The following is a 25606-nucleotide window of genomic DNA, read 5'->3' as shown; positions in this document are numbered from 1 at the left end:
TTCGGCGCGGGCGGGCGGCCGGGCCGGCGATGGGGCCGCCGTTCCCGTATGACCTGCGACAACGCCCTCCCGGCGTGGACGGCCACGGTCCGTGTAGGGCGAATCTGATCGGCCATCAGCAGGCGTACGGGCCGGGCTGCGCCTTACCTCGGAGAAGAAGCCCGTCCCGCGCCGCTCCGGAGGACCGCCATGCGCACCACCGCCCGCCTGCTCACCGGCACCGCGCTGGCGGCCGCCGCGACCGTACTGACGGCGGGAGGAGCGACTGCCGCGTTCGCGAGCGGTACGGCTCCGTCCGCGCTCGCCGCGCCCTGTGGGGCCGCGGACACACGGCTCGGTACGGCGGACGCGGGTACGGCGGACCCGGGTACGGCGGACCCGGGTACGGCGGACACGGGTACGGCGGACCCGGGTACGGCGGACACGGGTACGGCGGACCCGGACGCAGCCGAGCCGCTCGGTACGTACGGCGTCCCCATGACGTGCGAGGACGGCGCGGCGGGCACCGGCGACACCCTCGCCGACCGCAGCGAGCCGGCCGACCTGGGCCTCCAGGACGACCTGGGCGAGCCGGACGACCCGGACAACGCCGACCCCACCGGCGCCGACCCGAACGACGCCGACCCCACCGGCGCCGACCGGAACGGCGCCGAGCCCGGTGACCACGACCGGGGCGGCCACGACCCCGGCCGCCACGAGCCGGACGGCCGGGAGCCGGGAGGGGACCACGGGCGCGACGGCGAGGGCCGGGAGGGCCATGAGCCGGACAGCCGGACGCCCCGGGGCCATGTGAACACCGGAGTCGGCGGCAGCATCGCCCCCGACACCACCCAGATCGCGGTGGGCGCGGCCGTTCTGGCCGTGGCCGCCGTCGGCGGGGTCACGCTCCTGCGCCGCCGGGCGAGCGGCGCGCAGGGCAGCTGACGGGGCCGGTCTCCACCGCCCCGTACCCCGCCCCCGTCCCCGCCCCCGTCACGCTCATCGCTGACGGGGGCGGGGGCACCTTCATCCGGAGCAACCGGAAAGCGAGCCGAAGGACCGGAGGAGCCGCCCCATGAACGCGCAGGTCAAGGGCCAGGCCTGGCTGTTGGTGGTCGCCGTCTTCGCCGGGGTCTGGCTCATCAGGACCGGCTCCGAGGAGACCACCCCGCCCACTCCCCCGCCCTCCGAGGCCTTCGCGGCCGGCCCGGGCCCGTACCAACAGTCCCCACCGTCGCACCAGACCCAGAAGTCACCGGGGTCCGAACGAACCACAGCAGCGGCCCCCCTCCCCTCCTCCGCCCCGGTACGGCTGCGCATCCCCGGCATCCGGGTCGACACGCCGCTGACCGACCTGGCCCTGACGCCGGCCGGCAGCCTGGAGGTCCCGCCGGCCGGGAACGCGAACCTCGCCGGCTGGTATCGGGACGGACCTTCCCCCGGCGCCCGGGGAACCGCGATCGTCGCGGGCCACGTCGACAACGCGCGCGGGCCCGCCGTCTTCTACGCCCTGGGCTCGCTCAGGAAGGGCCACCGGATCGAGGTCACCCGGCAGGACGGCCGTACGGCGGTGTTCACGGTCGACGCCGTCGAGGTCTACGCGAACGAGGACTTCCCCGACCGCAAGGTGTACGGGGCCGCCGACCGGGCCGAGCTACGGCTGATCACCTGCGGCGGCGGCTTCTCGAAGCGAACGGGCTACGAGGGCAACGTGGTGGCATACGCCCACCTCACCGAGACCCGCTGACCACCCACCGCCCCACTGACCCGCCACGATCAGCCCCCACCCACCCCTCAAGCCGTCCACTGGTCGAACGCCAACTTCGCCACCAGGGAGAACACCACCACCAGCAGCACCCCCCGCACGAACTCACTGCCCTTCCTGAGCGCCATCCGGGCCCCGAACATCCCGCCCGCCAGGTTGAACACCGCCATCAGGCCCGCCAGCTGCCACATCACCGTGCCCTGGTACGCGAACATCGCGAGCGCCCCGGCGTTGGTGCAGACGTTCACGATCTTCGCGGTGGCGGACGCGGTCACCAGGTCCAGGTGGAGGACGGCGGTCAGGGCGAGGACCAGAAACGTTCCCGTACCGGGTCCGAAGAGCCCGTCGTAGAAGCCGATCCCCCCGCCGACCAGGACAATCGCCGTGACGGTACGGCCCCGGCCGACCGGTCCCCCCGCCTCCGCGCGGCCGAACGCGGGCCGCAGCATCACAAAGGCCGCCACCCCCAGCAGCACCACCATGATCACGGGCCGCAGCACGTCACTGCTGATCCCGGCCGCGAAGAACGCCCCGGTCATGGACCCGGCCAGCGCCGCGCCCCCGATCCTGACAGCGGTCCGCACATCGACCGGGGCCTTGCGGAGGTACGTCACCGCCGCGCCCGAGGTGCCGACGATCGCGACGGCCTTGTTCGTCCCGAGAATGTGCGCGGCCGGCACGTGCGGCAGCCCGAGCAGCATCGCGGGCAGAAGAAGCAGCCCGCCCCCGCCCACCACGGCGTCGATCCAGCCCGCCCCGGCGGCGGCGAGGCAGAGCAGGAGGAGCGTGGTCACGGATATGTCGGGCACGCCCGCGACCTTACGGCGGAGGTGGGAGCGCGACACCGCCCGGGTGGGCCCGCCCCGGTCAAAGGCCGGTCAAGCACCGACCACTGCACCTCAACTCCCGTTCAGCGCACGGCCATTCGCACCCCCTAACATTTGTCGGCGTGCGACCCCGCGTCGCCGGCCGGCGTCGCGGGGCGGTCACGACACCCCCATGGAGCGACCAGTGGAACGTCGCAGTTTCCTGCGCGGAGCCGTCATCGGCACGTCGGCCGCCGCCCTCGGCGGCACCTTGTGGCGCGGCGCCGCCCTCGCCGCGCCCGCCCAGCCGGGCGCCGGGCCCTACGGGGCCCTCGGCGCGGCGGACGGCAACAACATCCGGCTGCCCGCCGGGTTCACCAGCCGCGTGATCGCGCGGTCCGGGCAGCAGGTGTCCGGTACGGCGTACACCTGGCACAACGCGCCCGACGGCGGGGCCTGCTACGCGGACGGCACCGGCTGGATCTATGTCTCGAACTCGGAGATCGATCCGTCGGGCGGCGCGGGCGCGGTCCGCTTCTCCTCGACCGGGGCGATCACCAGCGCGTACCGGATCCTCTCCGGGACGCACCAGAACTGCGCGGGCGGCAAGACCCCGTGGAACACCTGGCTCTCCTGCGAGGAGGTCGACCGCGGGTATGTGTACGAGACCGATCCGTGGGGGGTGAAGGCGGCGGTACGGCGGGACGCGATGGGCCGGTTCAAGCACGAGGCCGCCGCCGCCGACCCCGTACGGCGCACGATTTACCTCACCGAGGACACCACGGACGGGTGCTTCTACCGCTTCACGCCCACGACGTGGGGCGATCTGTCGGCGGGGCGGCTGGAGGTGCTCGTCGCGGGCACGGCCACCAGCGGGCCCGTCACGTGGAAGACCGTCCCCGACCCGAGCGGCGCCACCGCCACCCGTAACCAGGTCTCGGGCGCCAAGCGGTTCAACGGCGGCGAGGGCTGCTACTACGCCGACGACACCTGCTGGTTCACCACCAAGGGCGACAATCGCGTCTGGCAGTACAACGCGGCCGCCTCGACCCTCGAACTCGCCTACGACGACTCGCTCGTGTCCGGTACGGCGCCGCTCACCGGCGTCGACAACGTCACGGGGTCGGCGTCCGGGGACCTGTTCGTGGCGGAGGACGGCGGGAATCTGGAGATCTGCGTGATCACCCCGGACGACGTCGTCGCCCCGTTCCTGCGGGTCGGCGGGCAGTCCGCCTCGGAGATCACCGGGCCCGCCTTCTCCCCCGACGGCAAGCGGCTGTACTTCTCCAGCCAGCGCGGCACGAGCGGGAGTTCGTCGGGCGGCATCACCTACGAGGTGACGGGCCCGTTCCGGGCGTAACACCCGTCGGTGGAGGCGCCGCCCCGCAGGAGGGCGGCGCCCAGGGGCGTCAGCGTGTGCAGTACGGAGCTGCCGTGCCGCAGGGTGACGACCAGGCCGGCCTCCCGGAGGACGGAGGCGTGCTGGCTCGCCGAGGCGAGGGACACCGCGGTCCTGCGGGCCAGTTCGCTGGTCGTGCAGCCGTGCTCGATGGCTTCGAGGACGGCGGAGCGGGTGTGGCCGACGAGCCGGCCCAACGAGAGGCGCGCGCCCGGCCGTTCGTAGGGCACCGGTACGTCGGAGTGCGTGACGGGATAGACGAGGACGGGCGGCAGCGCCGGGTTGTGGAGGACCACCGGGGTGCTGCGGCAGAAGAAGGACGGCTGGAGCATTAACCCCCGCCCGTTCAAGTGCAGTTCGCGGTCAACCGGGTAGTCCGCCTCCAGGACCGGGGCGCGCCAGCGCAGCATCGGCGGGAGGGTGGCGAGCAGTTCGTCCGCGCCCCCGTCGAGCAGGGCCCGGCCGCGCAGCGCGCGGTCGGCGTCGGCCCTGGCTCTGATGTGCGGCCAGTACGGCTCGACGGCGGCCCGGTGGTAGGCGCGCAGCACCTCCACGAGCCGGGCCAGCGGGGCCGGTTCGCCGTTGGCGAGGTCCGCGAGCCGCGTGGGGTCGGCAAGCCGCGCGGTATCGCCGTGCCGGGTGGAGTCCTTGCGCGCCGGGCGGGCCTTGCGCGCGCCCCGGCCCGCGGCGAGCAGGGCCAGTTCCGCGCGGATGCGCTCGGGGGTGGTGGCGCGCAGGGCCTCCAGGCCGGCGTCGAGGCCGTACCGGCCCTCGGCCGGGGTCAGGAAATCGGGGAAATAACCGCGCTGGGGAACGAGCGCGGAGAGCAGCCGTGTTTCACCATTCAACCGGCCGCGGGTTTCCGTTCGCCATTCTCCGAAGACAACCGGGCCGCGCCGATCCCGTATTCGGTGAAAGCTGAGAATCGTTTCCCACAGGGGGTCGGGCCCTCCGGCCATCCGGACCCCGCCGAGATCCTTCCCCGTGAAATGAATACGCAGCACTCAAATCCCACCCGTTCACCGCTGGTTGCATCCGCAATTATCCCCACCACCGAGTATGCACGCCATCACAGGCGGTCACCACGGAGTTTCAGCCACAGTTGAAACCTATCGCGGAGGTGCGGTCCCAAGCGAAAAGCTATACCTCGTCGGGCATGAAACCTGAACGAGCGTAAAGCGCAGTGAAGGCCGTGGGGGGCTTTCTGCGCTCGGCGGCGGTCGTTCGCGGTTGCGGCTCCATGTCCGGCCCGGGTAATGGAGCGCGGCCTGTGGGTGGGGATCCGCAGGCCGCGCTCCGCCCGCTGTTAATTTCCATGGTTCCTCAATAACTCTCCGCCCCGGCGAAGAAAGATGACGCGGCCATGACGAGAGCATGGCGGCCGGAAGTACGCGGCGCGGGTGCGCGTGACGTACGGCGCGCGTACGCGTGACGAAGGGGCGGGCGTCTCCGCACGGGACGCCCGCCCCTTCTCTGTGCCCCGGAACCGTCCCCCGGGTCGGCGAGGGTGGGTGAACCGAAGGACGGTTCCGGTGTTTCGGGGTGTGTCGGAAAGCCGACCGTTACCGGGAGTCACTCCCGGCCGACGCCGCCGCCGCGCGCCCCGCCTCGAGACGGGCGACGGGGATGCGGAACGGCGAGCAGGACACGTAGTCCAGGCCCACCTCGTGGAAGAAGTGCACCGACTCGGGGTCACCGCCGTGCTCGCCGCAGACGCCCAGCTTGAGGCCGGGACGCGTGGCGCGGCCCGCCTCGCAGGCGCTGCGGACGAGCGCGCCGACACCGTCCCGGTCGATCGTCTCGAACGGGGAGACCCCGAAGATGCCCTTCTCCAGGTACGCGGTGAAGAAGCTCGCCTCGACGTCGTCACGGGAGAAGCCCCAGACGGTCTGGGTGAGGTCGTTCGTACCGAACGAGAAGAACTCGGCGGCCTCCGCGATCTGACCCGCCGTCAGCGCGGCCCGGGGCAGCTCGATCATCGTGCCCAGCGCCAGGCGCAGTTCGACCCCCGTGGCCCGCTCGACCTCGGCGATGACCAGCAGCGCCTCGTCCCGCACGATCTCCAGCTCCTGGACCGTACCGACGAGCGGGATCATGATCTCGGCGCGCGGGTCGCCCTTGGCGAGGGTCCGCGCGGCCGCCGCCTCGGCGATGGCCCGTACCTGCATGGCGAACAGCCCGGGGATGACCAGCCCGAGCCGTACCCCGCGCAGGCCGAGCATCGGGTTCTGCTCATGGAGCTTATGGACGGCCTGGAGCAGCCGCAGGTCGTTCTCGTTGTGGTCCTCGCGCGCCTCGGCGAGCGCGACTCGTACCGACAACTCCGTGATGTCCGGCAGGAATTCGTGCAGCGGCGGGTCCAGCAGCCGTACGGTGACGGGCAGTCCGTCCATCGCCTCGAACAGCTCGACGAAGTCCTTCTTCTGGAGCGGCAGCAACGCCCCCAGCGCGTGGTCCCGTTCGTCGTCGGTGTCCGCCAGGATCAACTTCTCGACCATCGTCCTGCGCTCGCCGAGGAACATGTGTTCCGTACGGCACAGGCCGATGCCCTGGGCGCCGAAGCGGCGGGCACGCAGGGCGTCCTCGGCGTTGTCGGCGTTGGCGCGCACCCGCAGCCGGCGGCGCCGGTCCGCGTACGCCATCATCCGGTGCACGGCCTCGACCAGTTCGTCGGCCTCCTCGGCGCCCGCGTGCATGCGGCCCTCGAAGTACTCGACCACGGGCGAGGGGACGACGGGCACCTCGCCCCGGTAGACCTTGCCGGTCGAGCCGTCGATGGAGACGACGTCCCCCTCCTCGATGACGATCTGACCGGCCGTCATCCGGCGGCGTTTGGTGTCGACCTCCAGCTCCTCCGCGCCGCACACACAGGTCTTGCCCATGCCCCGGGCCACCACCGCCGCGTGGGAGGTCTTGCCGCCCCGCGAGGTCAGGATGCCCTCGGCGGCGATCATGCCTTCCAGGTCGTCGGGGTTGGTCTCGCGGCGGATCAGGATGACCTTCTCGCCGGAGCGGGACCACTTGATCGCGGTGTACGAGTCGAAGACGGCCTTGCCGACGGCCGCGCCGGGTGAGGCGGCGATCCCGCGCCCGAGCAGCTCGCCCTTCGAGTCCTCCGCGAAGCGCGGGAACATCAGCTGCGCCAACTGGGCGCCGTTGACACGCTGGAGGGCCTCGGCCTCGTCGATCAGTCCCTGGTCGACCAGTTGGGTGGCGATCCGGAAGGCGGCGCCCGCCGTGCGCTTGCCGACGCGGGTCTGGAGCATCCACAACTGCCCGCGCTCGATGGTGAATTCGATGTCGCAGAGGTCCCGGTAGTGCGTCTCCAGGGTCTCCATGATCGCCATCAGCCGGTCGTACGACTTCTTGTCGATGGTCTCCAGCTCGGCGAGGGGCACGGTGTTGCGGATGCCCGCGACGACGTCCTCGCCCTGCGCGTTCTGGAGGTAGTCCCCGTACACCCCCTGGTGTCCGCTGGCCGGGTCCCGGGTGAAGGCCACGCCCGTGCCCGAGTCGGGGCCGAGGTTGCCGAAGACCATCGAGCAGATGGTGACGGCCGTGCCGAGGTCGCCGGGGATGCGCTCCTGGCGGCGGTAGAGCTTGGCGCGGTCGGTGTTCCAGGAATCGAAGACCGAGCGGATCGCGAGGTCCAGCTGCTCGCGCGGCTCCTGCGGGAAGTCCCGCCCCGCCTCGCGGGAGACGATCTTCTTGAACTGCTTGACCAGCTTCTTGAGGTCCCCGGCCTCCAGATCCACGTCGGTGGCGGCCTTCTTGGCGTGTTTGATCTCTTCGAGCGCCTCCTCGAAGAGGTGGCCGTCGACGCCGAGCACGGTGGCTCCGAACATCTGGATCAGCCGGCGGTACGAGTCCCACGCGAAGCGTTCGTCCCCGGACTGGGTGGCGAGCCCCGCGACCGAGTCGTCGGAGAGACCGACGTTCAGGACGGTGTCCATCATGCCGGGCATGGAGAACTTGGCGCCGGAGCGTACGGAGACGAGCAGCGGGTCGTCGGACTGGCCGAGCTTCTTGGCCATCCGCCGCTCCAGGGCGTCGAGATGGGCGCTGACCTCGTCGCGCAGGGCGGCCGGTTCCGTACCGCAGCCGAGGTAGACGTTGCACGCGTCCGTGGTGATGGTGAAGCCCGGAGGGACGGGCAGCCCGAGGTTGGTCATCTCGGCGAGGTTGGCACCCTTGCCGCCGAGGAGGCCCTTCATGTCCTTGTTGCCCTCGGTGAAGTCGTAGACGTACTTCTCCGTCTTTTCGGTCTTCTCCGTGCGCTCGCCCTGCTCGGGGTGATCTTCGTTTTCCGACACGGGTCTCGACTCCTCGACGACGCGGTGGCTGCCTTGACGTGGAGGGAACATACCCAGATCGAAGGTGTGGGGGTACGTCCACCTGACCGTCGTACGGCTTTAACCACCCGTCCGCCAGCAGATCGAAAGCGATACATGGCGTACGCCCCCGCCCGCGCCCCTTCACAGTCCGAAGCGGGCATGACCTGCCCATGACCTGACACGCTCATACGAGCGAACCTCGGATCGTTTGAGTTCGGGAAGTGAACGCGAAAGGGGTGGCACGGCGTGCCACCCCTTTCAGAAGTACACCCTCGCGCGGCGATCATGATTTCGCTCTTCTGAGCGAGTGCCGCATCAAACGTGGCAAGAATCACTCGGTCCGAGGACCGTGCGGGTCAACGCGAGGGCCATCGCCGGGGGCCCTTCCGGCGGCGAATCCGCGCAGCACCCCCAGATCCACGTCCTCCAGGCTCCGGGCGAAGTACCGCCCGTCCGCCGGGGGCACCGGCAGCAGCGAGGGCACCACCAGGACCGCGCACCCGGCCGCCTGCGCCGACGCGGTGCCGTCGGGCGAGTCCTCCACCGCCACACACGCCTCGGGCGGCACACCGAGGCGGTCGGCCGCCTCCTGGTACGGGTCGGGGTGCGGCTTGGTCCGTACGGTGTCGTCGGCCGACAGCGTGAAGGCGAACCGTACGTCGGCGAGGGCCCCGGCGACCACGGAGTCCACGACGGCCCGGGGCGACGCGCTCACCAGGGCGAACGGCACACCGGCGCGCTCCAGCTCGGCCAGCAGCCGCTGCGCGCCGGGGCGCAGCGGGGCGCCCTTCTCGACGCGCCGGAAGAAGGACCCGGCCAGCTCGTCCGCGACGCGCCCGGCGTGACCGGTGCCCGCCACCCGTACGAGATGGGCGGCGGTGTCCTGGACGGCCCGCCCCACGACCTCGGGCGCGTCGGCGTCACCGAGCCGGTGGCCGAGCCCCGAGGCGACCTCGTCGGCCGTCTCCCACCAGAGCACCTCGGTGTCGACGAGGGTGCCGTCCATGTCGAAGAGGACGGCGGCGGGCGAAGGGGCGGGCGAGGAGGAGGAGGAGGAGGCCGGTGGTGGGGCCGGCGTGTTCACGCCGCCTTCCCGGCGGCCGGGGTGGCCGCTGCCGAGGCCGCGACGACCAGGACCGGCCGGTCGGCCGGGCGGACGGACGCCCGTACCCCGGGCACCAGCTCCCCCGCGTCACGCGATGCCACATCGGCCTTGACCGTGCCGCCACCGGGCAGGTCGAGCAGGACCCGGGTGACCGAGCCGAAGAAGGACGCGGAGACGACCGTGGCGGTGCCGTCCGGGTCCACCGTCGCGGTGACGTTCTCGGGGCGGAGCAGGACCTCCACCTCGCGCCCGGCCGGAATCTCCCCGTCCACGGGCAGGACACTGCCCGCGACCTCGACGCGGCCCCCGTCGGTGAGCCGTCCGGGCAGCCGGTTCATCGTGCCGACGAACTCCGCGACAAACGCCGTCGCGGGCCGCTCGTACAGCTCCGAGGGTGCCGCGCACTGCTCCAGCTTCCCGGCGTTGAGCACGGCCACCCGGTCGGCCATGGACAGCGCCTCCTCCTGGTCGTGCGTGACGAAGATGGTGGTGATGCCGAGCGACAGCTGGAGGCGGCGGATCTCCTCGCGCAGCGTGAGCCGGACCTTGGCGTCGAGCGCCGAGAGCGGCTCGTCCAGCAGCAGGACACGCGGGCGCAGGGCCAGGGCGCGGGCGAGCGCCACGCGCTGCTGCTGGCCGCCGGACATCTGGTGCGGGAAGCGGCCGGCGTGGGCGGGCAGGCCGACCAGTTCGAGGAGTTCGTCCGCGCGCTTGTGGCGCTCGGCGGTCGACACCTTCCGTACGCGCAGACCGAAGGCCACGTTGTCCCGGGCGTTGAGATGCGGGAAGAGGCTGTACGACTGGAACACCATGCCCGCGTCTCGCCGGTTGGCCGGCACCCCGGTGATGTCCTTGCCGTCCACGAGCACTTCGCCCGCGTCCGGGTGTTCGAAGCCGGCGAGGACGCGCAGGGCGGTGGTCTTGCCGCAGCCCGAGGGGCCCAGCAGGGCGAGCAGTTCGCCCGGCCTGGCCGTCAGGTCGAGCCCGTCGAGGGCGACGGTGGGGCCGAACTCCCGGCGCAGGCCGCGGAATTCGACCAGGGCTCCGGGGGCGGCCGGCTCGTCGGGCCGCTCGGCGGTCGCGGTGGACGTGGAAGACATGGCTACTCCTTGGCGGCGGACGAGGCGGACGGGGTGGACGGGGTGGACGAGGCGGTGGGCGCGGACCCCGCGGCGGCGGCCGCACCGGCGCCGGCCCCCGAGCGGGACCCCACGCGGGAGAGCACCAGCAGCAGGAGCCACGTGATCAGCAGGCTGAGCAGGGACACCGCGACCGAAGTCTGCGCCTCGGAACCGGAGATCGAGACGATCCACACCGCGAAGGGCCGGAATCCGAGCAGCGCGGCGATGGTGTACTCGCCGAGCACCAGCGCGAGGGTGAGGAAGGACGCGCTGGCGAGCGCGGAGCGCAGGTTGGGCAGGATGACGCGCAGGACGGTGTACGGGATGCGCGCCCCGCAGTTACGGGCGGCCTCCACGAGCGTCGTGACGTTGATCGCGCTCAGCCCGGCGTCCAGCGAGCGGTAGACGAACGGCAGCGCGAGCACGGTGTACGCGAAGACGAGCACCAGCGGGAACGACTCGTCCTGCACGGCGATGAACGTCTGGTAGAGCGGGGTGGTGGACAGGTGGTCCGGGCCCCAGCGCAGCACGGTCGTGATCCCGCTGACCAGCGCGATCGGCGGCACCACCAGGGGCAGCATGCAGACGACCTCGACGACGGACCGCAGCCGGGGCGCGCCGAGCCGTACCGCGATCAGCGCCGGCACGGTCAGCAGCAGGACGAGGGCGATGGTCGCGGCGGCCAGGCCCAGGGAGAGGAACAGGCTCTGGGAGAAGCCGTCGGCGGACAGGATGCCGGTGTACGCGTCGAACGAGACGCCCTGTCCGGGGGTGTGGACGGTGAAGACGAACGAGGCCAGCAGCGGCACCACGAAGTAGACGCCCGCCAGGGCCAGGACAACACCGCGCCAGATACGGCGGCGGGGGCGCCGGGCGCGTGCCGTACCGCCCCCGTCGGACGGCGTGTCGTCCCGGAGGTCGGCGGTCGCGGTGGGGGTCAGTGCAGCCATCGGGTGCTCCGTCGCTGGAGGGGCAGATAGACCGCCATGACCAGGCCGGCGATCACGATCATGTCGAGGCTCAGCGCGAGCGCCACGTTCTCCTGACCGACCTGGACGTTGCCGGACAGCGCGTCCGCGATCTTGAGGGTGACGAGCGGGACGGATCCGCCGACCAGCGCGGCGGCGGTGGCGTACGCGGCGAAGGCGCTGCCGAAGAGCAGCACGAATCCGCCGAGCAGGGTGGGCGCGAGGACCGGCAGGCCGACGTGGCGCCAGAACTGCCCGTCGGTGGCGCCGGCGTTCTGCGCGGCCTCGCGCCACTGCGGGCGCAGCCCGTCCAGCGCGGGGACGCTGATGAGGACCATCAGCGGCACCAGGAAGTAGAGGTAGATCACGGACAGGCCGGTGAAGGAGTAGAGGTTCCAGCCGAGCGAGTCGAGGTGCACGAGCTGGGTGACCACACCGGAGATGCCGAGGGTGGCGACAAAGGCGAAGGCGAGCGGGATGCCGCCGAAGTTGGCGAGCACACCGGACGCGGTGAGGACGGACTCGCGCAGCGCGCCTCCGCGCGAGGTGACGACGGCCTGGGCGATCAGCATGCCGAGGACGGTGCCGATGAGGGCGGTGAGGGCGGACAACTCCACACTTCCGGCAAGGGAGTTGAGGTACGGCCCTTGCAGGGTGGTGGTGATGTTCTCGCCGGTCAGGGAGGTGGCCCGGCCCGGCTCCTTGTGGGTGACGGCCCCGTACAGCAGGGCGCCGACGGGAAGTCCGAAGCACAGTCCGGCGAAGACGAGCAGCGGCAGCGTACCGAGCCAGGCGCGCGGCGCCCGCCGCCGACGGCGTGTGCCGTCGGCGGCGCCCGGTGCGGGCAGGGTCTGGGCGTTCTGGGTGGGCATCAGGAGACGGCCTTGTCCCAGTTCTTGGCGAGGACGGCCTTGACGGCGTCGAGGTCGGCGGACTTGGGGAACGTCGGCGTGCCGGCGACCTGGGGGAGGTTGGCGACGAGGGTCTTGTCGACCGTGCCGTCGGCGGTCATCGAGGGCAGCAGGACCGGCCGGGCGAAGCCCTTGAGCCAGAGGTTCTGGCCCTCGGCGCTGTACAGGTACTCCATCCACAGGCGGGCGGCGGCCGGGTGCGGCGCGTCCTTGTTGATGGCCTGGGAGTAGTACTGGGCGTAGACGCCGTCCGTGGGGACGGAGACCTTCCAGTCGAGGCCCTTGGACTTGAACTCGCCCGAATAACTGGCGTTCAGGTAGTCCCAGTCGATGGAGATGGGCGTCTCGCCCTTCTCGACCGTGGCCGGGGTGGACTCGACGGGGATGAAGTTGCCGTTCTTCTTCAGCTTGCCGAAGAAGTCGATGCCGGGCTGGATGTCGGTGAAGGAGCCACCGTTGGCGAGGGCGGCCGCGTACACGCCGCCGAAGGCCGAGCCGGACTTGTTCGGGTTGCCGTTGAGGGCGACCTTGCCCTTGTACTCGGGCTTGAGGAGGTCGGCGAAGGTCGTGGGGCAGACCTTGATGCGCGAGGCGTCGCAGCCGATGGAGATGTAGCCGCCGTAGTCGTTGTACCAGCGGGCCTGGGCGTCCTTCTGCTCGGCCGGGATCTTGTCGTACGAGGCGACCTTGTACGGCGCGAAGAGGCCTTCGGCGGCGCCGCTCTGGTTGAACGGGACACCGAGGTCGACGACGTCGGGGGCGCGGTCCTGGCCCTTGCGGGACTTGACGGCGTTGATCTCGTCGGCGCTGGCGGCGTCCGGGGTCTCGTTCTTGATCTTGATCTTGTACTTGGCCTCGAAGGCCTTGATGATCTCGCCGTAGTTCGCCCAGTCCGGCGGGAGGGCGATCGTGTTGAGCGTCCCCTCCTTCTCGGCGGCGGCGACGAGGTCGTCCATGCTGCCGAAGGCGGCGACGGAGGTGGCGGTCCCGGCCTTGACGCCGCCGGCCGTGGTGGCGTCGGCGGTGTCGGACTTGGCACCACAGGCGGTGAGGGCGGTGAGCGCGGCGGTACTGAGCGCCACGGCGGCTATCAGCCTGCCGTGGGGACGGACGCGGAGTCGGGTCACGCTGGGTCTCCCGGGGAGCGAGGGTGGGTCTCACTTGTTCATACAAGCTGGCATCAGTTCGCACGGCGCAGGTGTCCGGAGAGTGAACGTCCAGTGACCATGACCACACGACCCGAGGAAGACACAAATACCCATAACGACCAGATCACGGGCGCGAGTGGGGTACTTTTCCGGATCTTCCGCGCCATCTCCTCCCTGGACACACAGGTTTCACGTGCGGTTAGAGTGAAGAGCGGCTGGGCGACGGGTAGCGATACCTGCGCACAGCTCACGTATCAAACGGGCCGACCGACCATCGACCGCCCGTGGACGACCGACCAAGGGGGCAGGCGTGCCGAGTTCGCGCTATCTGGAGATCGCGGAGGCGCTGAGGCAGGCGATCCTGGCGGGTGAGCATCCGGTGGGGGCCCGGCTGCCGTCGGAGAGCGACCTGGCGGCCCGCTGGTCGGTGTCGCGCGGCACGGTACGGCAGGCGGTGGGCCTGCTCGCCTCGGAGGGCCTCATCGGCTCCCGGCAGGGCGCGAGACGTGTCGTACTGCGGCAGGAACTGCGGCACAGCTTCCAGCAGTTGAACAGCTTCGCGCAGTGGGCGCACGCGATGGGCCGCGAGCCGTCCAGCCTGATCCTCAGCCGCGTCACCCGCCCCGCGAACCCGGAGGAGGCGTCCCGGCTCGGGACCACGGCGGGGGCCGAAGTCCTGTACGTGCTGCGGCTGCGGCGCCTGGACGGCGAGCCGGTCCTGGTGGAGCGCACGGCGTACACGGACTGGGTGGCCCCGGCCGTACGGGAGTTGCCCGACGACTGCGTCTCGATCATGAACAGCATCGCGGAGAACGCGGGCATCGTGGCCCACTACGGCGAGCACCTGATAGACGCGGTGGCGGCGGGCAGCGAGGACGCCCGCCTCCTGAACGTCCGCCGGGGCAGCCCCCTCCTGCGCCAGCGCTACCTGACCTACACGGCGGCGGGCCGCACGATCGAATGGACGGACGACCGCTACCGCGCGGGCACGGTGGCCTTCAGCGTCTCCAACTCGGCGGCGGCGGCCCCGCTGGCCCGCACGGCGGGCCCGGACATGACGCAGCCGGCGTCGGGCTGAACGCTGTCAGCCGTTCTCCCGGCCAGGAAGGGGCGCGCCCTCCAGGAAGGCGCGATAGGCGTCGACGGCATCCGGTTCGATTTCGGGGGCGGAGGGGCCGTAGCGCGTGTCGGTGTGATCCCGCTTCGGTCCCGAGACCCAGAGCTCCTCGTGGGTCTCCGCGTCATAGAAGTTCGCGTCGTACATCCCGCCTGCCCGGCGCAGTGTCCTCCCCTGGAAGTACGCGGTGCTCCAGGTCTTCGAGAAGTCCACCCACCCGATCCAGGAGGGTCCGCGGTCGGTGTCGTAACCGGACTTCAGCTGAACGAACATGAGACGTCGAGGCATCCGCCCAGGATCCCGCACGAACCGTACCCGCGACGAGCGCTTTAACAGCCAGGCCCGTGACCCCGGTCCCGCGCGCCGACGGAACCCGGCCTCCGCTTCCGACGCCCCGGGCGGCCCACGGCATCAGGGCCTGTGGCCTGCTCCGGCTACCCCGCGCCGCGCACCCGGAGACCCCTGCGCCGCCGCTCTACCGACCAGCGACTCGCTGCTCTCCGGATCACGGATCCCCCGAGCCCGGCGTCCCAGCTGAAATCCGGAACCAGCTCCAGCCAAGCCGTTCAGTCCGGGTCGGCACTCGCGCTGATCAGCGTGGGATCGTGAGTCAGATCGGACGGACCGGTGCCGACCGGTATCTCCACATCGATGTACTCCCACCTCACGTCGGACTGGCGGGTGTTGGAGACGATCACGTACACCGTCCCCACGGACGGCGCCCCGGGCTGCGACGCTTGCAGCGAAGTCGGATCGGTGAGGACGGTGTAGTTCAACAAGGACGGCACGGACAGGACTCCCTAGCTCGGCAATCTCGAAGACGGTCCCGAGCCGGAAGCCGACAGACCCGGCAACAGCACCGCCCCACCCACCGCCCACCGAATCGCCTTCAGGCACACCTGACGCAAACCTCCGCCCCGCTGTCCGGATCGCCGACGGGCGAACGCACGAAGCACTGGAATCGGACCAGTCCATTCCCCTTTTTTCCTCATACGCCACAGTCGACTCGGACGCCACTCCCGCCGCAGATGCTCCATGCCCATAAGCCTTTCCAGCACAACAGGGCCGAGGCTACAGTTGCACTTCCGACCGGCGCATGGCATGCCGTTGCGGAATCTCAGGGGGAAAAATGCCTTCTATGTTGCATCGATTCGAGCGGACGGCCGCCTACATCCCACTCTTCGGCACCGCCGTAATTCTTTTGGTTCAGAATTTCATGCAGGGGTTCCTCACAAGCATAAAAATAAATGTCGCCGTCGCCACCCTCGCCCTGTCCTTCATTCTCCTCTCGTGGTATCTCGAAAGTCGCATTCAACGTTTCGAGAGGGCTTTCAGCGGCCTCAAGGACGCCGTGGACAATTTGGCGCGTGAGCAGCCGCGCCTTCTGGGTGAGGCAAGTTCGAATTTTGAGATCCGGCCGATCTCCGCCGCTTTCCAGGTCGCCGCGACTCTCACTCCGAGCGTAGGCGTACTGAGGCTCCACGCGCTGAGCGGAGTCCAGATGAGCAGCTTCCTTCAACACTCGGGCATCGCGGTCGAGAAGTGTCAACTGCTCGTATACCTTCCGCCCGCCGAAGAGGCGGAGTTCGTCACGCAGATCGAGTCCCATCTCAGATCATGGAAGGCCGCCGTGACGAACGGCCAGATAAGGCGCCTCGAAGTACGGAGATACCAGTCCTTCCCGACGCAGTACACGGCGATCTTCGATTCCAAGTTCCTCATCGACGGACTGTTCCACCCGAATCCGGACGAACCAGGAAAGGCGACGGTGCGCGATCCGTTGACCGTGCATGCCCAGTCGCTTTCCGGGGCTCGTCTGGTGTCCGAGTACATCGACCGCTTCGATCGCCTTTTCGCGTCCCTTGAGAACACCCCGGAGGGGTTCTCAATGAATCACGCGTGAACGCTTTTCAAGCCGGTTTACGGCACCGGTTTACGGGCCCGTGGTCCGGCACGGGGAAACGGAGGATACGTGCACTCCGAGCGGATCGAGGAACTCTGCGAGTTCTGCCCGACGCTCCTCGAACGGTACTGGTTCAATGGACCGCTGATGAGTTGCGGGTCGGCTGTCGCGATCCCTGCGGTCGGTTCACTCGTTCCCGGCTACCTGCTCGTCCTGCCATTGCGCCATGTCGTCAACGCATCCTTGCTGAGCCCGGGCGAACGGGCCGAGTTCGCGGACTTCGTCCAGTCGGTCCAGGTCCGCCTGTCCGCTGTCTATGACCGCCCTGTCACCATGTTCGAACACGGCGGTTGCGAATCCGAGGAGCGTCCGCGCTCTTCCTGCGTGGACCATGCGCATGTCCACCTCGTTCCAGGGGTGTACAACCTTCCTGCCGCCACACCCGGGCGCCCGGAACGGCACGACTCGTGGTGCGAATTCATGGAGTCGGAACCCAAAGGCCCATATTTGGCCTGCTCAGACGCGGATGGCACCGTATGGCAGTTTCCAGACGTCCGACGACCGCAGTTCTACAGGCGCGTGGTGGCGAAAAGTCTGGGCATGGCGGACCACTGGGACTACGCTCTCCATCCTCAGTGGGAGAACGTGCGGCGGACCTACGCCGATTTCTCTTCGGCCCGCGATTGATTGCAACTCGGTCAGCCACCCGTCAACCCACGCGGGCGGCGCGCTCACCGACCCAACTCCAGCTCCCCGACCCGCTCGTCACCGCTCGTCTCCCCGGTCGCCCGGAAGCCGAGGCCCAGGTAGAAGCCCTCGGGCCCGTCGTCACCGGGGTGCCAGGTGACCGTCAGACGGGTGCCGCCCCGCCGGCGGATCTCGGCGGCCACGGCCTCGACCGCGAAGCGGCCGTAACCGCGCCCCTGTTCGCCGGCGACGATGTTGAGGCGCCACAGGCCCGAGCGGATGTCCTTGCCGGTGCCGTCCCCGGCGAAGTCGATGTCGAAGAACGCCATCAGGAAACCCACGATCCGGTCGCCGTCCAGGATGAGGCGCGGCCACGCGACGCCCGGGTGGACGTACGCCTCCGCCAGGGACTTCACCACCGGCGCGACCAGATGCTCCTGATCGGGGCGGACCTTCACCCCGATCGCGTCTTCGAAGTTGGCGGCGGTCACCTCGGCGAGACGCAGAGTCGTCGTCATGCAGGAACCGTAAACGACCAGGTCAAGTGGTTTTCCGCACGCCCTCTGGACCGCGTTCCTCCTCAAGGATCCATTCGATCTCCCACTGGGAAGACTCCACGAACGACTCGAGCTCCGCCCTGTCCGCCACCCAGTAGTCGCCCCCGTCCGTCGGTGCGGACAGGTCGTTGACCAGGTAGACGTAGTACCCGCCGGTGCCCTCGGAGTCGTCATGGAGTTTCACGAAGTAGCCCTCGTAGAACCCCGACAGAATGCGCCCGTATCGCTCCAGTTCAAGCTTCGTCATCACGGCTCGTCCTGGTCGCCGGCCGGCCGCGGTGGCGCAGCCGTCGTCCGCTGACGTTGCCGTCAGCATTGCCGTCATCGGGACTGATGCCTGTCAGGCACGTTCCGCACCCTTCGGCCATTCGAAGGACTGAGGTGGCGCCACCAGAGCCGCGAGAACACCTCCCACACTTTCGTCGGTAAGAGCGATCAAGCTCCACCCACCCCCCCGGACGGTGAATAGGCCAACCGGAGGGCCATCCTCGTCGAGAACCGCAAAGAAATCCCGCCATCCAAATCTATTCTTCCGGAACTCATCCAGTGTGGAATACCGGTCTCGATACGTGCCTCGAAGTGTGGACCTCGGCCCGACTCCAACGCGGATCAAACCGGATACCTCATCAAGAATTTCCGACAAAACGGAAGACGGCAGCAAAACCAACGACTGACATGTGGCCCTTTGAAGCAGCTCCGCAATCTTCGAAGTGGGCACTTCTTGCACGCTCGCCAAGATGACTCCATTGAGAACGTTGGTGGGCAGTACCCGCAGGCACCGCCCACCAGAGCTTAATTATCAGAACCCGAGATCCTCTGGTCGCGCACCGGGCCATGCCGCCCTGGCTCGACCTTGCATGACCCCTTGAATGATCACTTCAGCCTCGCCGCGAAGGTCACCTTCGACCCATGGCTGATCGTTTACATGAACGTGGAAACGTCCGCTGGGGATAGTGGCTCTAATAACAACTCCACTGCCTCCACCTCGGCTGGCCGCCCGCACAGCGGCCGCGGGACTGGTGGTCCAGCTGGTGTAGTCACTGTCGGTCATACCGAGATGGTGCATCTCAGGCGTCGAGTCCCCGCCGCGCGGCGTTGCGATTCCTTCCACCGCATCATCAAAGGCGGGGTTGGGGCCGCCGGTTTCGCCGCTCACTTCCGCAACTCCCCGATAGACCGTGGTGCCGCCACCGCAATTGTGCACAAGTACCGGCGTGGCGCCCGCCAGCACATAGTACGTGTGCGTGACCTTGATGGTGAGGTCGTGCGTGAGCCTGGGGTGGTGCCAGACGTGGACCGCTTGGATCAGCGCCGTCCCGCCGGCCGCGGTGCGGAGGCTCATCCTGGGCTTCAGCCGGCCCGCGTCGATCCAGGAATGTGTGGTCGCGACCCAGAAGGGGTGAGTGACGGTCGCCGAGATGGTGGAAGTCTTCGCGCCGTCGCGGATGGTGATCGTGGCGAAGTCTTTGTCGTCCTTCGTCGTGATGAGCTTTTCGACCGTTCGGGCCTGGCTCTTTCCGGTCTCCGGGTCGGTCGCCTTGACCTTGTCGCCCGCCCTGACGTCCTTGATTTCCTTCGTCTTACCGTCCGCCAGAAGAACTCGGGTCGCGGGAAGGAAGCTGTGCGTGCATCCACTCGGGCTGGAGCCGCTTCTGGGTGCCGACTTTTCCGCGCGGGTGGCGGCTTTCGCCGCGCCGCCGCGCGAGGTGCTGTCCGCCGTGGCCTTCGCCGCCTGTGCGCCGGCGGCGGCTCCCGCTTCGGCCTTCTCCGACGTTACGGCGACTTTGGCGAGCGCCGTCGCGCCGGTGGTGGCGAGAACCGAGGTCATTCCCAGCTCCGCGGCGCCCGCAGCGGCTCCGGTCGCGGTCGCGACGCCTATTCCCGCTCCGGCTTCCGCGGCGCCGGTGAAGGCCAGGGCGGCTTCGGCGCCCGCCGCCAGTACGCAGGCCGTGCAGGCGACAACCACAGCGACGACGACGGCCGTGGCGATGACGATCGCGATGACCGGGTGTTTCTGAATCTCGTGGTACGTCTTGTGCGCGATGCTGGAGACGTGGCAGGAGAGGGACCAGCCGCAGCTGTGGTGGGTGCTCCCGCCACCGCCACCCCCGGAGCCTGAGCCCGAGCCCGAGCCGCCTCCCGAGCCTCCGCCGTTGCTGCCCTTGTCGACCAGGTTGCCGCTGTCGTCGACCTTTCCGTTGCCCCCGCCGTTCGGCATCATCTGCATGAGCCCGGTCGGGTCGCTGCCCGTCACCGGATTGTCGGCGGCGTACGTGTAGCCGTTGATCTGCTGCGCGTCGGTGAGTTCCAGGACCGGGTCCACCGAGATGAAGCGGCCGGTCGTCGGGTCGTATTCGCGGGCGCCCAGGTGGGTGTAGCCGGTGACCGTGTCCGTGATGCCGTTGACGAAGCCCTTGTCGCCGAGCCAGTCACCCGCGGTGTCCCCGGGGCCCCGCGCGTTGCCGAAGGGGTCGAGGTAGCGGCGGGTGACGGCCTGGGTGGTGGCGTCGACCGCTGTTTCCGCCGTGTTGTGGCCGTCGGTGACCTGCCATTGCAGGCTGCCGGTGCTGGTACGGACCGCGATGGTCTGTCCGCCCCAGCTGTAGTAGCGGGTCCCCGTGGGCGTGGTGGCGCCCTTGGCGAGATGGATCTCGTCGGTGCCCACGTACAGGGTGGTCCCGGTGTTGTCGCGGGTCAGCAGGCGGTTGCCGTCCGCGTCGTAGAGGTACGAGGCCGAGGAGCTGTCGGCGTTCGTGGCCTTGCTGAGGTGGCCCTCGTCGTCCCAGTCCAGGGTCTGGGTCTCGCCGTCCACCGTGCGGGTGTGGGTGTTGCCCGACGAGTCATAGGTGTACGAGGCGTCGGAAGCGGTGCCGTCCGGCTTGGTGGTCGTCGAGGAGGTGAGGGTGTGCGGGCGCGTGGTCCCCGCGTCCGGGTAGCGGTACGCGGTGGTGGTGTCCCCCGCCCCGCTCGCCGTCCCGTGGTCCACGGCGGTGGTGCGGTTGCCCAGCGCGTCGTAGTCGTAGGTCTGCCAGTACGGCGCCGGCCCGCCGAGGACCGCCGCCGAAGGGTCGGTGGCGCACGCGTTGGTCGCGGTCCAGGCCTGGGTCAGCCGGTCGTGGCCGTCGTACCGGTAGCACTGGACGTCGTCGGTGCCGTCGGCGTGGGTGGCGACCTGGGTCGGGTTGCCGGCGTCGTCGTACGTGTAGTGGGTGTCCTGGACCGGTGCGCCCCCCACGTCGCCGGTGACCAGTTGCCGGGACAGTCTGCGGGTGCCGTTCTCGTAACTGTCGCTGATCTGGAGCCACTTCGCGGAGGAAGAGACTCCGAGGGTGACCTGCTGAACGTCACCCTGGCTGGTGTAGGCGGTGTTCTGGACCAGGCCGGTGGCGCCTTGCAGGGTGGTGGGCATGCCCAGGCTGTTGTATCCGTATTCGAGTGACTCGGACGGCAGGCCGCCGGCCTTGGGCAGCCCGGTCACCTGGACCGTACCGTCCAGGTTGTAGCCCGTGTTGGAGGTGTACGAGCCGGCCAGCGCCTCCTCCCCCGCGACAGAGGGGATGGTGACCCTCGTAACCGTCGGGCGATAAAGGTCGTCGTACGCGCCGACCTGGCTGATGTAGGCCTTCCCGCTGGTGCCCGCCCCGCCGACATAACGGATGGACGAGGTCGGCTGCCCCTTGGCCAGGGAGTCGAAGGTCCACCTGGCGAGCTGGTGGTCCGGATCCTGGACCGTACCGTCGAACATGCCGGTCCTGCGGCCCAGTTCGTCGTACGTGTAGCTCAGCGGGGTGTCCTGCGCGTGCTGGGTGGAGGCGACCTGGTCCAGGTCGTTGTAGGTGGTCGTCGTCGTGCCGGCGTCCGGGTCGGTGGCCGACGTCTGACGGCCCATCAAGTCGTAGCCGTAGGACCAGGTGTTGCCGTCGTTGTCCTGGACCTCCTTGAGCCGGCTCTTGGCGTCGTAGTCGTACGTGATGGTGGAGTGCGGCCCCGCGGGCAGGCTCGCGGAGTCATACTGCCGGGTCTCGGTGGTCCGTCCCAGGGTGTCCGTCAGGGTTGTGGTGACGGTCCCCCCGTCGGGCGGGGTCGTGGTGACCCGGTCACCGCCGTACGCCGTGGTGCTCGTCCACTTCTTCGTACCGTTGGCGTAGAAGTCGGCGGACGTGGCGCGGCCCGCTCCGTCGTAGGTGGTCAGCGTCTGCGACGGAACGGCGGAGGTGATGTTCGCGAGCGTTCCGGACGGCGCCTGGGTGTCGGTGTAGCCGGTGTCCGCCTCGACTTCCAGCCCGCGGCTGTCGTACACGGACTGCGTCATGATGCGGCCGCCGCCGGGAGCGGCGATCTGGGACTGCCGGGGCCGGAGCAGCCCGTCGTAGAGCGCGTAGGTGGTGTCGTACGTGCTGCCGTCGTTGTTGAGCTTGCCGGTGGTGACGACCGACGCGGCCGTGTTGGAGAGCTGGTACGTGTAGACCAGGCTCGCCGACTGGTCGGTCTGGTCCCGGTTGGGCAGCCAGAGGCTCTTCAGCCGTCCGAGGGCGTCGTAGGCGTACCCGGTCCGCTTGTTGTTCGGGTCGGTGACGGAGGTCGCGACGCCCCGGGCCGGGTCGAAGGCCGTGGTGGTCTTGAACGGCTTCGTGGCGACGGTCTGGAGAGTCACGCTGCTGGTGAGCGGACCGCCGGTGGGTGGGACGTAGGAAGTGGTGGTCTTGTTCTGCCCGGCGTCGGTGACCGACAGGACACGGCCCTGTGTGTCGTACGCGGTGGTGGACACCGTCTGATAGCTGGGCGTGGTGCCGCTGTACGACGCCAGGCGCTGGGTGGTCTCCTGTTCGCCCTTGGTGGGCGCGGTGCCGAAGGGCTGTCCGTCGTAGAGGGACCGGGAGTCCGAGATGACGTCGGCCGGGCGGGAGGTGGCCTCGGAGCATCCGACGTCGACCGTCTCGACGCGTACGGGAACACCCCTGAGCCACGCCGTGTCGTTGTTGACGAGAGTGGTACGGGTGCACTGCTCGTCGCCGCCGGCCTTGTCGTCACCGGAGTCGTCCACCTGGGTGGCCTCGCCGGTGGCGGGGTCGTAGGTGGTGGTGGCCGTGGTGGTGCGCAGGCCGCCGCCCGGCACGAGGTCGGTGCGGTTGCGGACCGCGGCGGGGCGGGTGAAGGCGGCCGTGCGGGTGCCGTCGTCGGCGGTCCGGTGGATCCACTGGTCGGTGATGGTCCCGCCGACCTCCGCCGCGCCGTTGTAGGTGACCGACTCCCGTACCGTGCCTGCCAGTTCGTCGGAGTCGGCGACCGAGGCGCCGGTGGTGTCGGTGACCTTGTGGCTGCGGGTGGTGCCGTCGGACTGCTTGTCGCCGTCCATGCCCTGGAAGTAGGTGTCGACGGTTTTGGTACGGGTGGACTGGTCGTTGCCGGTCGTGGTGGTCACGCCGCCGTAGCCGCGCCAGACCGACCAGGTCTTGCGCTTGGCGGGCGCGGTGACGTTGTCGGTGTCGTAGTGCCAGGCGGGGTCGCCGTTGTAGGTGTAGTCGGTCTCCTTGAGCGGCGCGCCGCCGGTGGGGTCCGACTCGTTGATCTGGGTGACGACGTACTTGTGGAACCAGTCCAGTTGGACGTCAGGGGTGAAGGGTGGCTGCCAGTAGGAGGGGAAGCAGCGCATCGTGTCGGAGTCCGGTGCGCCGGGCATCTTGGTCCCGGCGGCGCACTGCGTGTCCGAGTAGGTGACGGTCAGGACCGATCCGGTCTCGGAAGTGATCGTCCGCACACGCCACTTCACGAGGGCGGCGATGTCGTCGTGGGTGGTGTCGACCCGGTTGAAGAGCTGGACGCCCCCGAAGGTGACCGGAGGCATGGCGGTGCTTCCGCCGTCCTTGCCCGTACGGGTGATCGACTTCAGCCAGAGGCCAGCGGACGTGCCGTCCCCCGGCGACGGGAAGGACTGGTCGAGGGCCCAGGAGTCGACCGGCCGGTAGGCGGGCGTGGCCAGGGACGCGTCCCACACCTGGGTGGCGACGGTCGTCAGGCGCTTGCGGGAGAAGAAGGTCGGGCCGGTGTTCCCGGTGCAGGCCGCGGTGGAGGCGCAGATCTGGTCGAAGGGAACGTCCGGCCAGTCCTTGGCCGTGGCGGTCGTCGGTGACGAGCACGTCTCGGTGGAGGTGGTCAGGCAGCGTTCGGCCGTGGTGAAGGTGACCTGGTCCGGCGCGGTGCCGAAGACGGTGGAGCCGGTGATGCCGTAGTCGATGCGCTTGAGGTAGCCGCCCCGGTCGTAGACGGTGGTGGGAGCCGTGACGCCGTTCTTGGCGTAGAAGTTGGTCTCCTTGGTGTACCAGTACGACATCGCGTTGCCGTGGACGTCGACCACGTAGTCGAGGTTCCAGCGCCAGGCCTGGGTGCAGGCGCTCGCGGCGAAGGTGGCGGCGTGGCAGTCCTCGCCGGTGTCGTCGCCGAAGACGGGGGCGGTCCAGGTGGAGTTCGTCTCGGCGGCGCCGGTCGTCCAGCCGGGCAGGCGGTTCTTGCCGAAGACGTACTGGGTCCCGTCGGTGGTGGTGACGGTCCAGAACTCGCCGTCGTTGTCACCGTTCGAGGCGCCTGTGGACCGGACGATCCTTTCGCCGTCGTCGTCCTTCGGGTGCCACGCGCCGGTGGTCTTGTCCTTGATCAGCGGGGTGGATTTGCCCCCGAGGGTCAGGGTCGCGTTGTCGTTGGCCCAGCACTCGTCGTGCTTGTCCTTCTGACCGTCGTCCTCACAGGAGTCGTACGACCGCTCGATGAAGGACGTCGTGAGGTCGAAGCCCTCACCCACCCAGGACGGCTGGTTGTTGGTCGAGGGCAGGCGGCCGTCCACGGACTGGGCGTCGTAGGCCAGTGCCAGGCTGGGTGAGGGGCCGCCGGCGGAGGGCGGCACGGTCAGCGGGTACGACCAGTTGAAGTCGCCGCTGGAACTTCCGGCGGCCCATGAGGCGGAAGGGCTGAGTGAGGTCGCCTGGTAGGAACCGGCACCGGACTTGGTGTCCGCCGTCGCGGCCAGCACGGTCGGCGCGGCGGCCGGGGCCGCGTGCCCGGACGGTGACGCGGGCCCGGACGGTGATACGGGCGCGGCGGGGAGGGCGACGGTCGCGGTCAAGGTGTGGTGCTCGACGTCGTTGGCCGTCTTGAGCGGCGTCTGGACCTGGCACTTGGCTTCGGCGGGGGTCGTCAACGCGCAGGCGGGCAACCGGACCAGGGCGAGCCTGGAGGCATAGTCACCGCCGTAGGCGCCCGCGAAGCCGGAGTAGTCCAGGCTGAGGTCCGTCGAGGCGGAGGCGGCGCTGCCGTCCGCGCGTACGACGGAGAGCAGGGCTCCCTTGATCCCGGCGGCCAGGGCCTGGTCGCGCGTCGCGGTCTTCACCGAGACTTTCGCCGGAGCCGCTGTCTGCTTCTTCGTCCCGCCCGCCTTCGGGGGACTCACGGAAACGGGCAGATGCCCCACCGGCGTGCGCACCGCCGGCTTGTCCTTCGCGGTGACGGCCAGCGTGGTGGTCTGTGCGCTCGGCCAAGTGACCGGTTGTGCGAGGCTCTTGGCGGTCCGCTCGGCGGCGGCCCCGGTCGCCGGGTCCGCCTTCTTGTGCCCGGCTGCCTTGAAGGGCACGGCCGTGCCGGGTGCGACCTTCGCGAGAGCCACCGAGCGGTGGCCCTGGTGCTCCGTCGCCCACGAAGCGGGCGCGGCGGTGAGCCCCGTCGCGGCGATCGCGCCGGCGGTCACCGCGACGATCCACAGACCGGCTCTTCGGCTCAGCCGTTTCCCGGCGAGCCCTACCCCTGTGCCACCCATCA

General features: G+C 69.7%; 19 protein-coding genes. 6 read left to right on the top strand and 13 right to left on the bottom strand.

Annotated features, from left to right (window positions below; translation table 11 throughout):
- The first annotated feature begins 189 nt into the window (after nt 1–189).
- Entirely contained in the window at nt 190–924 is a 735-nt protein-coding gene (locus ACIO1C_RS08375; RefSeq protein WP_401859841.1) for a hypothetical protein, read from the top strand.
- Between the two features lie 130 nt (nt 925–1054).
- A complete protein-coding gene (locus ACIO1C_RS08370; RefSeq protein ID WP_401859839.1) occupies nt 1055–1726 on the top strand; it encodes a class F sortase in 672 nt (223 codons plus the stop codon).
- 47 nt (nt 1727–1773) lie between these two features.
- Here ACIO1C_RS08370 and ACIO1C_RS08365 read toward each other — a convergent pair whose 3' ends face one another.
- On the bottom strand, nt 1774–2553 hold the full coding sequence (locus tag ACIO1C_RS08365) for a sulfite exporter TauE/SafE family protein (RefSeq protein ID WP_401859837.1): 780 nt from the start codon (nt 2551–2553) through the stop codon (nt 1774–1776).
- A 202-nt stretch (nt 2554–2755) separates the two neighbouring features.
- On the opposite strand from ACIO1C_RS08365, the gene ACIO1C_RS08360 reads away from it, so the two are divergent.
- Nucleotides 2756–3910 carry an alkaline phosphatase PhoX gene (locus ACIO1C_RS08360; protein WP_401859836.1) on the top strand — a complete coding sequence of 385 codons (1155 nt, stop codon included), beginning with the start codon at nt 2756–2758 and terminating at the stop codon, nt 3908–3910.
- On the opposite strand, the gene ACIO1C_RS08355 is transcribed toward ACIO1C_RS08360, so the two are convergent.
- The 7 genes from ACIO1C_RS08355 to ACIO1C_RS08325 all read right to left on the bottom strand — a co-directional run bounded on the left by ACIO1C_RS08355 (nt 3880) and on the right by ACIO1C_RS08325 (nt 13515).
- Nucleotides 3880–4953 carry a DUF5937 family protein gene (locus ACIO1C_RS08355; RefSeq protein WP_401859834.1) on the bottom strand — a complete coding sequence of 358 codons (1074 nt, stop codon included), beginning with the start codon at nt 4951–4953 and terminating at the stop codon, nt 3880–3882. The genes ACIO1C_RS08360 and ACIO1C_RS08355 overlap by 31 nt on opposite strands.
- Before the next feature lie 558 nt (nt 4954–5511).
- Nucleotides 5512–8163 (bottom strand): pyruvate, phosphate dikinase, encoded by a 2652-nt coding sequence (gene ppdK / locus ACIO1C_RS08350; RefSeq protein WP_401859998.1) that lies wholly within the window; start codon nt 8161–8163, stop codon nt 5512–5514.
- Nucleotides 8164–8614: 451 nt separating this feature from the next.
- On the bottom strand, nt 8615–9367 hold the full coding sequence (locus ACIO1C_RS08345) for an HAD family hydrolase (protein WP_401859832.1): 753 nt from the start codon (nt 9365–9367) through the stop codon (nt 8615–8617).
- On the bottom strand, nt 9364–10488 hold the full coding sequence (locus tag ACIO1C_RS08340; protein WP_401859830.1) for an ABC transporter ATP-binding protein: 1125 nt from the start codon (nt 10486–10488) through the stop codon (nt 9364–9366). Before ACIO1C_RS08340 ends, ACIO1C_RS08345 begins: the two co-directional genes overlap by 4 nt.
- A gap of 2 nt (nt 10489–10490) precedes the next feature.
- A complete protein-coding gene (locus ACIO1C_RS08335) occupies nt 10491–11459 on the bottom strand; it encodes an ABC transporter permease (protein WP_401859828.1) in 969 nt (322 codons plus the stop codon).
- Nucleotides 11447–12349: an ABC transporter permease gene (locus ACIO1C_RS08330; protein ID WP_401859827.1), complete on the bottom strand. Its 903-nt coding sequence runs from the start codon at nt 12347–12349 to the stop codon at nt 11447–11449. Before ACIO1C_RS08330 ends, ACIO1C_RS08335 begins: the two co-directional genes overlap by 13 nt.
- The gene (locus tag ACIO1C_RS08325; RefSeq protein ID WP_401859825.1) at nt 12349–13515 is read right to left on the bottom strand and encodes an ABC transporter substrate-binding protein; all 1167 of its coding nucleotides are present in this window, start codon (nt 13513–13515) and stop codon (nt 12349–12351) included. The genes ACIO1C_RS08330 and ACIO1C_RS08325 overlap by 1 nt, the downstream gene beginning before the upstream one ends.
- Before the next feature lie 331 nt (nt 13516–13846).
- Between ACIO1C_RS08325 and ACIO1C_RS08320 the strand changes: the two genes are divergently transcribed.
- Nucleotides 13847–14614, top strand: coding sequence for a GntR family transcriptional regulator (locus ACIO1C_RS08320; RefSeq protein ID WP_401859823.1), 768 nt, complete (start codon nt 13847–13849; stop codon nt 14612–14614).
- A 6-nt stretch (nt 14615–14620) separates the two neighbouring features.
- Here the strand turns inward: ACIO1C_RS08320 and ACIO1C_RS08315 are convergent, their stop codons facing one another.
- Both ACIO1C_RS08315 and ACIO1C_RS08310 read right to left on the bottom strand, forming a co-directional pair.
- Nucleotides 14621–14941: a hypothetical protein gene (locus ACIO1C_RS08315; protein ID WP_401859821.1), complete on the bottom strand. Its 321-nt coding sequence runs from the start codon at nt 14939–14941 to the stop codon at nt 14621–14623.
- A gap of 278 nt (nt 14942–15219) precedes the next feature.
- The gene (locus tag ACIO1C_RS08310) at nt 15220–15441 is read right to left on the bottom strand and encodes a hypothetical protein (protein WP_401859819.1); all 222 of its coding nucleotides are present in this window, start codon (nt 15439–15441) and stop codon (nt 15220–15222) included.
- Between the two features lie 350 nt (nt 15442–15791).
- Between ACIO1C_RS08310 and ACIO1C_RS08305 the strand changes: the two genes are divergently transcribed.
- Entirely contained in the window at nt 15792–16556 is a 765-nt protein-coding gene (locus tag ACIO1C_RS08305; RefSeq protein ID WP_401859817.1) for a hypothetical protein, read from the top strand.
- 69 nt (nt 16557–16625) lie between these two features.
- Entirely contained in the window at nt 16626–17243 is a 618-nt protein-coding gene (locus tag ACIO1C_RS08300) for an HIT family protein (protein WP_401859815.1), read from the top strand.
- 44 nt (nt 17244–17287) lie between these two features.
- Here ACIO1C_RS08300 and ACIO1C_RS08295 read toward each other — a convergent pair whose 3' ends face one another.
- The 3 genes from ACIO1C_RS08295 to ACIO1C_RS08285 all read right to left on the bottom strand — a co-directional run bounded on the left by ACIO1C_RS08295 (nt 17288) and on the right by ACIO1C_RS08285 (nt 25604).
- Nucleotides 17288–17761, bottom strand: coding sequence for a GNAT family N-acetyltransferase (locus tag ACIO1C_RS08295; RefSeq protein ID WP_401859813.1), 474 nt, complete (start codon nt 17759–17761; stop codon nt 17288–17290).
- 22 nt (nt 17762–17783) lie between these two features.
- Nucleotides 17784–18047 carry a hypothetical protein gene (locus ACIO1C_RS08290; protein WP_401859811.1) on the bottom strand — a complete coding sequence of 88 codons (264 nt, stop codon included), beginning with the start codon at nt 18045–18047 and terminating at the stop codon, nt 17784–17786.
- Between the two features lie 552 nt (nt 18048–18599).
- Nucleotides 18600–25604 (bottom strand): polymorphic toxin-type HINT domain-containing protein, encoded by a 7005-nt coding sequence (locus ACIO1C_RS08285; RefSeq protein WP_401859810.1) that lies wholly within the window; start codon nt 25602–25604, stop codon nt 18600–18602.
- Nucleotides 25605–25606 lie beyond the last annotated feature (2 nt).

The organism is Streptomyces sp. NPDC087420, from assembly GCF_044744165.1.
Classification (GTDB): domain Bacteria; phylum Actinomycetota; class Actinomycetes; order Streptomycetales; family Streptomycetaceae; genus Streptomyces.
The sequence above is the reverse complement of the archived record's forward strand: the minus strand, read 5'-3'. Positions and strand labels throughout refer to the sequence as shown.

What these genes read in the sequence shown, in the direction of transcription:
- ACIO1C_RS08375 (WP_401859841.1), top strand. Translation starts at nt 190, where the DNA reads ATGCGCACCACCGCCCGCCTGCTCACCGGCACCGCGCTGGCGGCCGCC.
- ACIO1C_RS08290 (WP_401859811.1), bottom strand. Translation starts at nt 18,047, where the DNA reads ATGACGAAGCTTGAACTGGAGCGATACGGGCGCATTCTGTCGGGGTTC.
- ACIO1C_RS08305 (WP_401859817.1), top strand. Translation starts at nt 15,792, where the DNA reads ATGTTGCATCGATTCGAGCGGACGGCCGCCTACATCCCACTCTTCGGC.
- ACIO1C_RS08315 (WP_401859821.1), bottom strand. Translation starts at nt 14,941, where the DNA reads ATGCCTCGACGTCTCATGTTCGTTCAGCTGAAGTCCGGTTACGACACC.
- ACIO1C_RS08285 (WP_401859810.1), bottom strand. Translation starts at nt 25,604, where the DNA reads ATGGGTGGCACAGGGGTAGGGCTCGCCGGGAAACGGCTGAGCCGAAGA.
- ACIO1C_RS08370 (WP_401859839.1), top strand. Translation starts at nt 1,055, where the DNA reads ATGAACGCGCAGGTCAAGGGCCAGGCCTGGCTGTTGGTGGTCGCCGTC.
- ACIO1C_RS08335 (WP_401859828.1), bottom strand. Translation starts at nt 11,459, where the DNA reads ATGGCTGCACTGACCCCCACCGCGACCGCCGACCTCCGGGACGACACG.
- ACIO1C_RS08340 (WP_401859830.1), bottom strand. Translation starts at nt 10,488, where the DNA reads ATGTCTTCCACGTCCACCGCGACCGCCGAGCGGCCCGACGAGCCGGCC.
- ppdK (WP_401859998.1), bottom strand. Translation starts at nt 8,163, where the DNA reads ATGAAGGGCCTCCTCGGCGGCAAGGGTGCCAACCTCGCCGAGATGACC.
- ACIO1C_RS08295 (WP_401859813.1), bottom strand. Translation starts at nt 17,761, where the DNA reads ATGACGACGACTCTGCGTCTCGCCGAGGTGACCGCCGCCAACTTCGAA.
- ACIO1C_RS08330 (WP_401859827.1), bottom strand. Translation starts at nt 12,349, where the DNA reads ATGCCCACCCAGAACGCCCAGACCCTGCCCGCACCGGGCGCCGCCGAC.